Annotated in this window: 14 protein-coding genes; 5 read left to right on the top strand and 9 right to left on the bottom strand. The window is 68.3% G+C overall.

Annotated features, from left to right (window positions below; genetic code table 11):
* Positions 1–83: 83 nt before the first annotated feature.
* The 4 genes from AB0B82_RS12980 to AB0B82_RS12965 form a co-directional block, all read right to left on the bottom strand.
* The gene (locus AB0B82_RS12980) at positions 84–689 is read right to left on the bottom strand and encodes an META domain-containing protein (RefSeq protein WP_360166140.1); all 606 of its coding nucleotides are present in this window, start codon (positions 687–689) and stop codon (positions 84–86) included.
* Positions 686–1,216, bottom strand: a complete 531-nt coding sequence (locus AB0B82_RS12975) for a SigE family RNA polymerase sigma factor (RefSeq protein ID WP_360166137.1) — start codon at positions 1,214–1,216, stop codon at positions 686–688. The genes AB0B82_RS12980 and AB0B82_RS12975 overlap by 4 nt, the downstream gene beginning before the upstream one ends.
* 130 nt (positions 1,217–1,346) lie before the next feature.
* Positions 1,347–2,678, bottom strand: coding sequence for an alpha/beta hydrolase (locus tag AB0B82_RS12970; protein WP_360166134.1), 1,332 nt, complete (start codon positions 2,676–2,678; stop codon positions 1,347–1,349).
* Positions 2,679–2,820: 142 nt separating this feature from the next.
* Positions 2,821–3,432: a hypothetical protein gene (locus AB0B82_RS12965; RefSeq protein ID WP_360166131.1), complete on the bottom strand. Its 612-nt coding sequence runs from the start codon at positions 3,430–3,432 to the stop codon at positions 2,821–2,823.
* A gap of 230 nt (positions 3,433–3,662) precedes the next feature.
* Between AB0B82_RS12965 and AB0B82_RS12960 the strand changes: the two genes are divergently transcribed.
* Both AB0B82_RS12960 and AB0B82_RS12955 read left to right on the top strand, forming a co-directional pair.
* A complete protein-coding gene (locus AB0B82_RS12960; RefSeq protein WP_360166128.1) occupies positions 3,663–3,803 on the top strand; it encodes a hypothetical protein in 141 nt (46 codons plus the stop codon).
* A gap of 108 nt (positions 3,804–3,911) precedes the next feature.
* Positions 3,912–4,442 (top strand): GNAT family N-acetyltransferase, encoded by a 531-nt coding sequence (locus AB0B82_RS12955; protein ID WP_360166126.1) that lies wholly within the window; start codon positions 3,912–3,914, stop codon positions 4,440–4,442.
* A 31-nt stretch (positions 4,443–4,473) separates the two neighbouring features.
* Here AB0B82_RS12955 and mscL read toward each other — a convergent pair whose 3' ends face one another.
* The 3 genes from mscL to AB0B82_RS12940 all read right to left on the bottom strand — a co-directional run bounded on the left by mscL (position 4,474) and on the right by AB0B82_RS12940 (position 5,998).
* Positions 4,474–4,863, bottom strand: coding sequence for a large conductance mechanosensitive channel protein MscL (gene mscL / locus AB0B82_RS12950; protein ID WP_360166123.1), 390 nt, complete (start codon positions 4,861–4,863; stop codon positions 4,474–4,476).
* Positions 4,864–4,976: 113 nt separating this feature from the next.
* The gene (locus tag AB0B82_RS12945) at positions 4,977–5,591 is read right to left on the bottom strand and encodes an SAF domain-containing protein (RefSeq protein WP_360166120.1); all 615 of its coding nucleotides are present in this window, start codon (positions 5,589–5,591) and stop codon (positions 4,977–4,979) included.
* 59 nt (positions 5,592–5,650) lie between these two features.
* Positions 5,651–5,998 carry an FmdB family zinc ribbon protein gene (locus AB0B82_RS12940; RefSeq protein ID WP_360166117.1) on the bottom strand — a complete coding sequence of 116 codons (348 nt, stop codon included), beginning with the start codon at positions 5,996–5,998 and terminating at the stop codon, positions 5,651–5,653.
* 187 nt (positions 5,999–6,185) lie between these two features.
* Here AB0B82_RS12940 and AB0B82_RS12935 point away from each other — a divergent pair, with 187 nt between their 5' ends.
* Positions 6,186–8,726, top strand: a complete 2,541-nt coding sequence (locus AB0B82_RS12935) for a penicillin acylase family protein (protein ID WP_360166114.1) — start codon at positions 6,186–6,188, stop codon at positions 8,724–8,726.
* 7 nt (positions 8,727–8,733) lie between these two features.
* Here the strand turns inward: AB0B82_RS12935 and AB0B82_RS12930 are convergent, their stop codons facing one another.
* On the bottom strand, positions 8,734–9,630 hold the full coding sequence (locus AB0B82_RS12930; protein ID WP_360166111.1) for a phosphotransferase: 897 nt from the start codon (positions 9,628–9,630) through the stop codon (positions 8,734–8,736).
* Positions 9,623–10,183 carry a 5-formyltetrahydrofolate cyclo-ligase gene (locus AB0B82_RS12925; RefSeq protein WP_360166108.1) on the bottom strand — a complete coding sequence of 187 codons (561 nt, stop codon included), beginning with the start codon at positions 10,181–10,183 and terminating at the stop codon, positions 9,623–9,625. Before AB0B82_RS12925 ends, AB0B82_RS12930 begins: the two co-directional genes overlap by 8 nt.
* Before the next feature lie 65 nt (positions 10,184–10,248).
* On the opposite strand from AB0B82_RS12925, the gene AB0B82_RS12920 reads away from it, so the two are divergent.
* A complete protein-coding gene (locus AB0B82_RS12920) occupies positions 10,249–11,634 on the top strand; it encodes a UTP--glucose-1-phosphate uridylyltransferase (protein WP_360166105.1) in 1,386 nt (461 codons plus the stop codon).
* Positions 11,631–12,107 carry a GNAT family N-acetyltransferase gene (locus AB0B82_RS12915; RefSeq protein WP_360166102.1) on the top strand — a complete coding sequence of 159 codons (477 nt, stop codon included), beginning with the start codon at positions 11,631–11,633 and terminating at the stop codon, positions 12,105–12,107. The genes AB0B82_RS12920 and AB0B82_RS12915 overlap by 4 nt, the downstream gene beginning before the upstream one ends.
* Positions 12,108–12,137 lie beyond the last annotated feature (30 nt).

Here is a 12,137-nt window from a genome sequence, read left to right as displayed (position 1 = left end):
GAATCGGTGGACCGAACCACTAGATCGTCCGGTCAACGACTCCGATCCGTCAAGACCTGATCACTGTCCGCAGGCAATTGCGACTACCGTGCGCGAGCGTAACTCGCAAGTTGACGCCCGTCGGCGCCGAAGAACTTCAGCGCGTTGTCGTCGAGCGTGACGCGTTTCGCGGCCTGCAGTACGCCGGTGTGCGGCACGTTGTCGCACCCGACCAGGTGCTGCGGGCCGATCGTCGCGCTGAACGCGCCGTCCGGGCCGATGGTGTACGTCCCCTGCAGCCCGTTGCAGCCGTCGGAGCCCGTCCACGTGCCGTCCGGTTTCAGCTCGAGCACCGGCTGCTCCGGCCGCGCCTTCTTGAGCGATTCGGCGCCGACCATCTGCACGGCCTGCCACGTCCCCGAGACTGATTCGGCCGACACGACGTGGAGCCGCGCGCTCGGCGAGGTCGACGACCCGCCGGCGGCGGCCGGGGGCTGTGTGGGCGTGTTGTTGGAGCCGGCGAGTCCGAAGCCGGCGACCGCGATCGCTGCCACCGCGGCAGCAGCCGCGCCGGACGCGATCCAGGTACGGCGCTGGGCGCGACGGGCGCCCGTGGTGGCGCGCTCGGTCAGGCCGACGGTGTCCGGCACGGAGGCCGCGGCGCGTTCGAAGGTGGTACGCAGGTCATCCTCGAGATCGGTGTTGCTCACGACAACCTCTCATCGACACGGTCCGACTCCCTGGCCGAGTCTCTGGCTGAGGAGTCTCTGGGGTCTCTGGTTCGGCGGAGCGAGGCGAGCGCCCGGCTGGCAGTCGCGCGCACGCTCGACGGTTTGATGCCGAGCACGTCGGCGATCGTCTGGTCGTCCAGGTCCTGGTAGTAGCGCAGGACCAGCACGACCCGTTCCCGGGCGGACAAGGTCGTCAAGGCGCGCCACAGATCGTCGGAGTCGGCGACATGCGTGGCGTGGTCGGGCACGGTGCGGTGCGGCTCGATGTCGGCGGTCGGCGCCTCGCTGAACGACCGCCGGCGCGTCATCGACAGGTACTCGTTCACGAGGATGCGGCGGACATAGTGATGCGGATCGTCCGCGGTGCGCACCTTCCGCCAGGACCGGAACGCCTGCATCAGCGCGATCTGTGCCAGGTCTTCGGCACGCTGGTAGTCCCCGGAGACCGTGAACCCGAGCCGAACCAGTTCCTGTCCACGGGCGGACACGTACTCCTCGAACTCCACTCGCCACTCCCTGGCTGGGCGTACAGCTCCTCACACCTATTAGACGCATCGAGTCCGCCGGGCTGCTGCAACTGTTCCTGCACAGTTCTCTACAGTTCGATCTCTACCCCTCGCCCACTACAGGCGCCGGCTACTGCAGCAGGAACTCCCGTGTCGCCTGCTGGCCGCGGGGATCACGCTTCACGCTGTGGCCGCTTCCGGGAATCACGACGAGTTTCGAGTTGGGGGCGTGCTCGCGCTCCCATTTCGCCCAGTCGAGCGGGCAGAACAGGTCGTTGGTCCCGTGCAGGATCAGTGTGCGTGGCAGGAGCTCCTGACTGGCCGGGTACGTCGACACGCGGTCGGCCGGCCAGCGCAGACAACCCTGAATCGGCAGCACGTTCTGCGCGGTCGCCACGTCGTACGGGTGCAGCCGCTTCGGGTTCAAGCGCCGTACGGCATCGTCGAACGCGGCCTTGCGATCAGCCTTGCCGGACCACGGGAAGCGAAGGTCCGAGCAGAGCGTGGCCATGTGCAGTCCCGCGGACAGCCGGTCGTAGGTGACGCCCTTACTCGTGGTCCGCTCGAACAGCTGCTTCAGCCCGGAATCGTCACCGTTGCGGGCGTTGTGGAGGATCGTCGAAATCCCCTTCAAGGACGGGTTGACCGCGTTGAGGCTCGAGACCGACAGCGACTCCATCAGGTCGGCGCCGCTCACCCCGTTCCGTACCAGCCAGGCCAGGTCGTCGACGGGATCCGTCGTACAGGCCGAGTCCTGGCGGCAGGCGGCCCGCAGTACGTCGGCCGTGGCCGCCATCAGGTCGACGTTCATCGGATCGAAGCCCTTGTGCGGTACGACGGAATCGAGCACCAACGCCTGCACGCGATCCGGGTACTTGAGGCCGTACTGCGCTGCAGTGAAACTGCCGTACGACGTGCCGTCGAGCGTCAGCCGTTCCACCTTGAGGAGTTGCCGCAATTGCTCGATGTCCTCGACGGTGTCCGGCGTGCCGTAGTACCCGGCGTCGGCGCCGAGGCTCTCGGCGCACTCGTCCACAGCTGTGGTCGGCGGTGTGAGGAAGTCCGAACCGCCGACGGTCTGCTGCAGCGCCGAGCAGTTGATGCCTCTGGCCCCGGTGCCGCGTTGGTCGAACATGACGAGGCGGTACTCGCGCAGCACGTCGGGATGCACGCTGCGGCGTAGATCGCGGAGCAGCGGTACGCCGGGTTGACCGGGACCGCCGGTGAGCAGCAGAAGGACGCCGCGGGGCGCGTCGACGTTGTCGGCCGCGGCGACCTGGAGGTTGAGGGTCGGGCCGTCAGGGCGGCTCCGGTCAAGAGGCACCTGCAGCGTCATGCAGAGATAGCCCCCAAGGCACGACGTGCCTTCGGCTGATCCCGACGTCGACGAGGTCGGAGCGGCCGGCGGACTGCAGGCCGTGCAGGCGAGAACCAGCGCAAGCAGCAGGCGGATCGTTCGCATGCGTCCCTCCCCTCTGGCTGAGGGTGAAGCATCAGCGATCACGCCGCAACCTGCCTTGCGGGTCGCCCTCAGATGGGACCCGCAAGGCAGGCGCGGCTCGACCCCACTGCGGACGGCTTCGGGGTGCGCATCCGCGGCAGGGTCAGCGCAGGCCGAGCGACTTGATCAGCTCGGGCGTCACCTGGCGTGGCGCCGGCAGGGCGCCGGGCTTGCCCTGGCCCTCGAACGACGTCGCCACGAGCCGGCGGCAGCCGAAGGACTCGGCGGTGAACGAGAGGACACCGCGGTCGTTGTCGGTGAACCGCAGTACGTACGTGGGTCCGAGGTCCTTGGTGCAGATGTTCGGCTTCTTCGCGACGGGTTTCGCCGCGTCGATAAGGGCGAGCAGGGCGCTCGCTTGCTGCCCCGTGCGCTTGGTGGTCACCGTGGCGTAGCTCTGCCCGGTCGCGTGGGCGTCGTACTGGCAGATCGTGACGCTGACCGGATTGAACTTCGACGCGGCTGCGCCCTGCCCCCAGACGGCCTTGTCGGTGGCTGCGCGGACGGCCGCGATGGTCTCCGGGCAATCCGTACTCGGGGTACCGCTCGGGTCGGCTGGGCTGGCCGACGGGCTGGCCGACGGGGTCGCCGACGACTGGGTGGGCTGGGCGGCGGGCGGGGGCGAGGCAGTCTCGTTGCCGCAGGCGGCGGCACCTCCGAGAACAGCCACGACAAGCGTCGCACCGATCAGGCCCCGTGTCCGTTGTGCACTCACGACTCGGTCCTTCCGGGTTGGGCAAGGTCCACCATGATGGTGGAACGGGGTCACGTCGCGCGTGCCGGAACATCACGGCGGCACGTCTATCCGGTCACGCCGCTCGATCGATCCGCAACCGAGGCACAGCTGTAACGTGCCCGCACTGGTGACCCGAAACAAGCCCGCGGCGCCGGTCGCGTCACCGTCGGCCGCTGCTGCGGCTTCGCGCGACTCGGTAATCTGGAGGCATGACGAGCCCGTACGAGGACGACGAGCCGCTGCTGCCTGACCAGACCCGGGACGACGACCCGCGGACCTGGGGCGACAGCGAGTACGGCAGCGACGACGACGAACGCATCCTGAACGAGGTCCCACCGCACCACGGCTGACCACGGCCGCACAGCTCTCAAGCCACTGCGGTCTGGTGTCTTGCGCCGGAGTCTTGCGTGGTGTCTTGCGTGGTCTGATCGTGGAGTTCGTCGACTGAGAGGGAGACGGTGGAGCTTCGGGGGTACGAGGACCGGTACGGCGTCCGGGTCGCTGGCTGGGCGACGGACGAGAAGGAAGTGGCCTTGCTGTCCGGGCGGGTGGTCTATCCGTTCCCGGAGGAGCTGTTGACGAGCTGGCGGACGGTTGACCCGGACATCCACTCCTATCTGCTGTTCGACGGCGAACGGGCGGTCGGGTACGGCGAGGTCTGGCTGGACGACGAGGAGGACGAGGTCGAACTCGCCCGGATCATCGTGGACCCGGAGGTCCGGGGGCGGGGAATCGGTGCTGGACTTGTGCGGGCGTTGCTCGGTCCGGCGCTGGCCGCCGGTTACTCGGAGGTGTTCCTGCGGGTCCGGCCGGAGAACGCCGCCGCGATCCGGACCTATCAGCGGAGCGGATTCGTCGATGTCCCGGCCGGGTTGATGGCGGAATGGAACGACGGTCAGCCGGTCGCGTACCGCTGGATGCGCTACGCGGGCGAAGTCGCCGCCGTGGGTTCCGCCGAGCAGGTGGACGCCGGCGAGCTCAGGGGCTGAGGATTCACGTCCACCTGCTGACTGGGACTCTTTACAGCTGGCGGGTACGAAGCAGGTCCCGGATCTCGGTCAGCAGCTCCTGCTCGGTCGTCAACGGCTCGGGCTCCGGCTCCTGCCCACGGGCGCGGCGCTCGGCCAGCTTGTTCAGCGGCATCACGATGAAGAAGTAGACGGCCGCGGCGACGAACAGGAAGTTGAGCGCAGCCTGCAGGATCGAGCCGATCGAGAACACCGCCTCGTTGACCGTGAAGTTTCCGACCTTGCTGATGTCGGCCTTTCCGAAGATCGCCGCGATCAGCGGGTTGATGAGGCCGTCGACCAGCGCGGTCACGATCGCACCGAACGCTGCGCCGATGACGACCGCGACCGCGAGGTCGACGACGTTGCCGCGCATGATGAATTCTTTGAAGCCCTTGAGCATGGTGCCTCCACGGAGCGAGGGGTTTACCCGCACAAGTTAGGCCTGCACGCTCCGTAGGGCGAGTGCCCGCGCCGGATGGCAACAGATCGTCCCGCGGCCAATTCGCTGCGTGATCAGCTCGTATCGGGGGTCAGAGCGACGCTGATTCTCGCGTTGCTGGTGGCCTGCGCCAGTCGCGCGGCCGTGTCCGGCGTCGTCGCGATCACGATCAGCGCCCCGGTGGACGACGATCGAGGTGCCGGCAACGCCACCACGCGCACGGCTCGGGCGAGCAGCCCGGCAGCGTCGGCGGTCGTACTCACGGCGCCGTACAGATTGATGCGGTCGCCGACCCGGAGCAGGGCGGCGATGTCGGCGTCGTCGACGCGGAACGGGTAGGCAACGGAGCCCGACGGCACGGCGGGTGGGGCGAGAAATCTCGCGTCGGTGAGTGGTTCGCCTGCTCTGACCGGGCCGTTGAGGACACGGTGAGTGAGCTCGCTGCCAGGTTTCAGTACGCCGGAGGGCACGGCGTCGGGCGGTAGCTCGACAGTGCGTAAGTCGCCGCGGTCCGGTATGGCTCCGCCGCTGAGGTCATGCGCTGCCGCCAGCACGGCGACCGTCGGTGGCGGCGCGGGGGAGAGGGCAAGAAGTCCGAAGTACACAGCGGCCGCGGCGGCGACGCCGGCCAGCAGCCGACGGTGCCAACGGGCGGCCCGGAGCAGGTCGTGGAGCGAGGGGATTTTCATGCCGGAGAAGGTACGAGTTTCTCCGGCGACCGCCCTTCAGTTATCCACAGGCGCGGCGGTCAGGCCGCGCTGGTGCCCGAGGACGAGCTCGTCGAAGAACCGGAAGACGAGGACGAAGAAGTCGACGTGGATGACGAACCGCCCGACGACGAATCCGAGGAGGACGACGAGGAGCTGGACGCCCCGGAGGCCGACGAGTCGGACTTCGCGGGAAGCGAGCTGTTGCCCGACGACCGGCTGTCGGTCCGGTAGAAGCCGGAGCCCTTGAACACGACACCCACGGCGTTGAACACCTTGCGCAGGTTGCCCTGGCAGTTCGGGCACACGGTCAAGGCGTCGTCCGTGAAGCTCTGGCGCACCTCGAGCGCTTCGCCACAGTCGGTGCACTGGTACTGGTACGTCGGCACGGTCGGTTCCCTTCAGGCCGCTGGCACTCCTACTACCCGACTGCTAATAATGCGCCAGCGGGCCGAAGTATTCCAAACCCGGTCCTCTGTAGCTCAACTCAGCGTCGATGTAAAGCTGACGCAGAGCAACGCAAAGTTGTGCGGGACCCCATTTGGGGTGGGCGGTGGGATTCTCTACGGTTGGTCCGTGCGTCGCCTGCTTCGAGCCGTCATCGTCAGCGGAATCGCCCTCGCCACGGTCCTCCTGGTGATTGCGGGAACCGTCGTGTACGTCGTCCGCCATTCGTTCCCGACGTACGACGGAACGATCGATCTGAACGGTCTGGAGGCCGACGTCACCGTGCTCCGGGACGCCAACGGCATCCCGCAGATCTACGCCGACACCCCGGCTGACCTGTTCGCCGCGCAGGGTTACGTGCACGCGCAGGACCGGTTCTTCGAGATGGACTTCCGCCGGCACGTCACGTCCGGCCGGCTGACCGAGCTGTTCGGCAGGTCCGCGCTCGAGACGGACAAGTTCACCCGGACCCTCGGCTGGCGGCGGGTGGCCGAGAAGGAGCTGCCGCTGCTCAGTCCGACCACCCGGCAGTACCTGGACGACTACGCCCGCGGCGTCAACGCCTACCTGTCCGAGCACAGCGGCTCCGGTCTGAGCCTGGAGTACGGCGTCCTGTCACTGCAGCCCGGCGGGCCGAAGAACTACCGGCCGGAGCCCTGGACCGCCGCCGACTCGCTGGCCTGGCTCAAGGCGATGGCGTGGGACCTCGGCGGCAACCTGGACGAGGAGATCACCCGGACGAAGCTGCTGGCGGCGTTCCCGGCGCGCAACATCGAGAGCCTCTACCCGCAGTACCCGTACGAGCGCAACCAGCCGATCCTGTCCGCTGCGGCGGTCGCGAAGGACGGCAAGTTCACCACCTCGCCGGTCGCCCCCGAGGTCCGCCGCGGGATGCTCACCCAGGACCTGCTGAAGTCGCTCGACACCGTGGAGAAGGTCGCGAAGGGCCTGCCCGAGCTGCTCGGACAGGGCGACGGCATCGGCTCGAACTCCTGGGTGGTGTCCGGTGACCACACCACCACCGGAAAGCCGCTGCTGGCCAACGACCCGCACCTCGGCGCGTCCATGCCGGGCATCTGGACCCAGGTCGGCCTGCACTGCAACAACGTCGGCAAGAGTTGTCCGTTCGACGTCTCCGGCTTCAGCTTCTCCGGTCTCCCGGGTGTGGTGATCGGCCACAACAACTCGATCTCCTGGGGCTTCACCAACCTCGACCCGGACGTCCAGGACCTGTACCTGGAGCGGATCGACGGCGACAACGTCCTCTACAACAACAAGTGGCGCGCGATGGCCACCCGGCAGGAGACGTTCAAGATCGCCGGCGAGGACGAGCCGGAGACGCTCACCGTCCGCGAGACCCGGCACGGCCCGCTCATCTCCGATGTCGGCCAGGACGAGCGCAAGGTCGGCGAGTCCGCCGCGGCGCGGGCGAAGTACCCGAAGGCGTACGGCGTCGCGCTGCAGTGGACCGCGCTGACCCCGGGCCGGACCGCCGACGCGCTGTTCGCGATCAACATGGCCCAGAACTGGTCGCAATTCCGTGCGGCCGCGCGGCTGTTCGAGGCGCCCTCGCAGAACCTGGTGTACGCCGACACCGAGGGCCACATCGGCTACCAGGCGCCGGGGCGGGTGCCGGTCCGCTCGGTCGGCCGCGGCGACTGGCCGGTCCCGGGCTGGGACCCGAGGTACCACTGGAAGGGCTACGTCCCGTTCGACTCGCTGCCGACCGAGTACGACCCGCCGGACGGCGTCATCGTCACCGCCAACCAGGCAGTGGTGCCGAACACGTACCCCTACTACCTGACCAACTCGTGGGACTACGGGTACCGCTCACAGGAGATCCTCAAGCGGATCAAGGCGGCCGGGAAGCTGGATGCGAACGCGATGGCGTCGATCCAGCTGGACACCAAGAACAGCATCGCCGAAATGCTGGTGCCGTACCTGCTGCGGATCAGCATCGACGACGAGTTCGACCGGCAAGGCCAGGACACCCTGCGGAACTGGGACTTCACCCAGCCGCCGGACTCGGCCGCCGCGGCGTACTTCAACGTGGTCTGGCGCAACGTGCTCGCTCTGACGTTCCACGACCAGCTGCCCAAGGACACCTGGCCGGACGGCGGCTCCCGCTGGTTCGAGGTGGTCCGCAAGCTGATCGCCCAGCAGAACAGCGGCTGGTGGGACAACATCGCCACGCCGCAACGGGAGAGCCGCGACGACATCCTGCGGGAGGCCCTGGTCAACGCGCGGACCGAGATCACCCAGAAGATGGCGCGGGAGCCGTCCAACTGGGAGTGGGGCCGGCTGCACAAGCTCACGCTCACCAACCAGACCCTCGGTACGTCGGACATCGGCCTGGTCCGGAGGATCTTCAACCGCGGCCCGTACGAGCTCGGCGGCGGTACGTCGATCGTCGACGCGACCTCCTGGGACGCCGCGGAGGGGTACGCCGTGACGTCGACGCCGTCGATGCGCATGGTGGTGGACCTGTCCGACTTCGACAAGTCCCGCTGGATCAACCTGACCGGGGTGTCCGGCCATGCGTTCTCGTCGCACTACACGGATCAGACCGAGCTGTGGGTGAAGGGTGAGACGCTCCAGTGGGCCTACACGAAGGGCGCCGTCGAGGCGGCCCGGAAGCACTCCCTGACCTTCACCAAGCCCGACAGCTAGCCCCTGGCTAGCCCAGACCGGCGGCGAAAGGCATCTCCCGCCACTGGGCGGCGTACATGCGGATGCCGTCCGCCAGCTCCGGAATCTGCGGCACCAGCGGCGTACACACCAGGAGCTGGAGTACCCGGGCCAGATCCATCAGCTGCTGGACCGCGGGGTCGAGCGGGACCGGCGCCGCGTCGCTGTAGGCGCGGCACAGGTCGGGTCCCCAGCCGGCGACGTCCCACTCGCGCGGTCCGACCGTCACGTCCTCGAAATCGGCCCAGAACGCACCGTTCGTGGTGGTGATCAGATTCCACGCCGGAGCGTCGCCGTGCAGCGGCTGCACGGCGACAGCCGGGAAGGCGGCTTCGAAGCCTGCCTTGGTGGTCAGAATCGGCTCCAGGACCTTCCACTCCGCACGAGCCCGGTCGATGTCCTCCTGCTCCAGCAGCCCCGGCACCGCCTTCGCGACCGAGAGACCGTGCCCCACGAACCGCAGCGGACTCATGAAGGGCAGTTCGCCCGGGTACTGCGCGAGCAGCGCGTGCAGCTCGGGTACACGAGCCACTGCGGCCGCGTAGTCCGGTTCAGTCGACCTGTCCACGTCGACGTACTCCCAGAACGTCATGGACAGGCCGTCCTGCTCCACGGGCGCCATCGGCACCAGTGGGCTCGGCACGGTCACCGGCAGCCCCTGGCCGGCCAGCCAGGCGACCACGTCGAGCTCACGCTGCTGGCGGACGGCGATCGGCGCCGACTCCCGCAGTTCTGGTGGCAGGTGCATCGGCACTCGCGCGACCACGGGTGACGGCTTAAGGTGTACAACGGTGGAGAAGCCCTCGTACAGCACTGCCGGCTCGGTGACCGTCAGGCCGAGGTTGCGTGCGGCTGTGGCTGCTGCTTGGACAGCGGTCTCAGTCATCCACCGATCTTCGCAGCTGCACCAGGTGACGTGGAGTGAGCGCCGCGTCGACCGGGTAGTCGTGCTCGTCACACGGCAGGTGGTCCACGATCTCCGAGTCGTACACGGCGGCCCAGATCGGCGTACCGGGGCGCACGCGGGCGAGCGCACGGTCGTACGAGCCACCGCCACGACCGAGCCGTACGCCGTCACGGGCGACCGCCAAGGCCGGACAGATGACCAGCTCGGCGGTGGCGATCGCCTCCGAACCCAGATCGGTCGGCGGCTCGGACAGCCCGAGCCGACCGGGCACCAGATCCGCCGCCCCGGGCGCAACACCCCAGCCCAGGTCGTTGTCGGCGTACAGGATCGGCAACAGCACCTCGCGGTGCGTCGCGAGCAGCCAGTCGATCAGTGCACCGGTCTGCGGCTCAGCTCCCCTGGACACGTACAGCGCGATCCGGTGCACATCCGGCAGCGCCTGCTGGGCACTCGCCAGCAGTCCCTCCGGCTGGGGCCGCAGCCCGCGCGCGCCGAGGAAGTGCTGCCGTGCCGCGGCCTTCGTCTGGAACACAGCTCGATCGTAGGAGCGTGACCCGGGCAATACTGGGATCACCATGCGTCGCCTAGGGTTGGTGCATGAGTGAGCTGGGTCTCAGACTGGCACAGGAGAAGATGCGCGCAGCCGGCGCTGCCGACGTCGCGATTCGGGTCTTCACGCACTACTACCAGCTGCTCGAGTCGGGGCAGCTGGGGAAGATCCGCGAAGACGACATCGAGCCGGTCGGCGACCTGCCGCACCTGGACCATCTGGACACCGATCCGGAAGCGCTGCGCGCCGCCCTGGCCGAGACAGTGGTCATCAAGCTGAACGGCGGCCTCGGTACGTCGATGGGCGTCACCGGCCCGAAGTCCGCGCTGCCGGTCAAGGACGGCCTGACCTTCCTGGACATCATCGCCCGCCAGATCCTCAGCACCCGGCGCACGTACGACGTACCGCTGCCGCTGATCCTGATGAACTCGTTCCGCACCAAGGAAGAGTCGCTGCAGATTCTGAACGAGTACGACGGGCTCGCCGTGGACGGGCTGCCGCTCGACTTCATGCAGAATATGGAGCCGAAGCTGCTCGCCGACGACCTGACGCCGGCCGAGTGGGAGCCGGACCCGGAGCTCGCCTGGTGCCCGCCCGGTCACGGTGACCTCTTCACCGCGCTGGTCGCGTCGGGCACACTCGACGCACTCCGGGAGCGCGGTTTCCGGCACGCGTTCATCTCGAACGCCGACAACCTCGGGGCGACCCCGGACGGGCGGATCGCGGCCTGGATGGCCGATCACGACGTGCCGTTCGGGATGGAGGTGTGCCGGCGGACCCGCTCCGACCGCAAGGGCGGCCACGTCGCGGTCCGTAAGTCCGACGGGCGACTGATCCTGCGCGACAGCGCCCAGGTCGCCGACGAGGACACGCAGTACTTTCAGGACATCACCCGGCACAAGACGTTCAACACCAACAACCTGTGGATCGACCTGGACCGCCTGGCCGAGCTGATGGAAGGCAACGACGGAATCCTCGGGCTGCCGATCATCGTGAACCACAAGACGGTCGACCCGGCCGACCCGTCCTCGCCGAAGGTGATCCAGCTGGAGACCGGGATGGGGACCGCGATCGAGACCTTCGAGGGCTCGCAGGCGGTGGTCGTCGACCGCAGCCGGTTCAAGCCGGTGAAGACCACCAACGATCTGCTGGTGCTGCGCTCGGACGTGTACCAGCTCGACGAGGCCGGCGACCTGACCACGACGCACCAGGGCGACGAGCCGTACATCGACCTCGACCCGGAGTACTACAAGATCCTCGCCGACTTCGACACCCGGTTCCCGGCCGGTGCGCCGTCGCTGGTCCGGGCCGACCGGCTCGCGGTCCGCGGCGATGTTGCCTTCGGCAAGGACGTCGTGGTGATCGGTGACGTCGAGGTGATCGCGCCGGAGGGCGAGCGCCGGGTGATCCCGGACGGAACCGAGCTGCGGTGATCGAGGACCTTCTGGTCCGCCCGCTCGAACCGTCCGACACCGACGAGGCGGCCGCGCTGTGGTGGCGTTCGCGGCATGCCGACGGCGCCCAACTGCCGGCCGCGATCCACACCGAGGAGCAGGTCGCCGTCTGGTTCGCCGACGTCCTGCTGCCGGACGCGCAGACCTGGGTCGCGCTCGGCGACGACCGGATCGTCGCGGTCCTCACGCTCGACGGCGACGACCTCGACCAGTTGTACGTCGACCCGGAGGCGGGCGGTCAGGGCATCGGCTCGGCGCTGGTCGACCTGGCCAAGGACCTCCGCCCCGGCGGGCTGGCGTTGTGGACGTTCCAGAGCAACACCCGCGCACAGTCCTTCTACCGGCGGCACGGGTTCCGTGAGGTACGGCGTACCGACGGCGCAGGCAACGAGGAACGCGCACCCGACGTCCGCATGGTCTGGGGCGCGCATCCCGAATCGGAACCTGGCTAGAACCCAGCCGGACTTCTTGGCGCACCCTTC

Origin of the sequence: Kribbella sp. NPDC048915 (assembly GCF_040649595.1) — a bacterium.
GTDB lineage: Bacteria > Actinomycetota > Actinomycetes > Propionibacteriales > Kribbellaceae > Kribbella.
This window is presented reverse-complemented; position numbering and strand designations above follow the sequence as displayed.

Bases quoted from the DNA above. Each gene is read 5' to 3' on its own strand.
- AB0B82_RS12970 (WP_360166134.1), bottom strand. From the start codon at position 2,678: ATGCGAACGATCCGCCTGCTGCTTGCGCTGGTTCTCGCCTGCACGGCC.
- AB0B82_RS12960 (WP_360166128.1), top strand. From the start codon at position 3,663: ATGACGAGCCCGTACGAGGACGACGAGCCGCTGCTGCCTGACCAGACC.
- mscL (WP_360166123.1), bottom strand. From the start codon at position 4,863: ATGCTCAAGGGCTTCAAAGAATTCATCATGCGCGGCAACGTCGTCGAC.
- AB0B82_RS12945 (WP_360166120.1), bottom strand. From the start codon at position 5,591: ATGAAAATCCCCTCGCTCCACGACCTGCTCCGGGCCGCCCGTTGGCAC.
- AB0B82_RS12930 (WP_360166111.1), bottom strand. From the start codon at position 9,630: ATGACTGAGACCGCTGTCCAAGCAGCAGCCACAGCCGCACGCAACCTC.
- AB0B82_RS12920 (WP_360166105.1), top strand. From the start codon at position 10,249: ATGAGTGAGCTGGGTCTCAGACTGGCACAGGAGAAGATGCGCGCAGCC.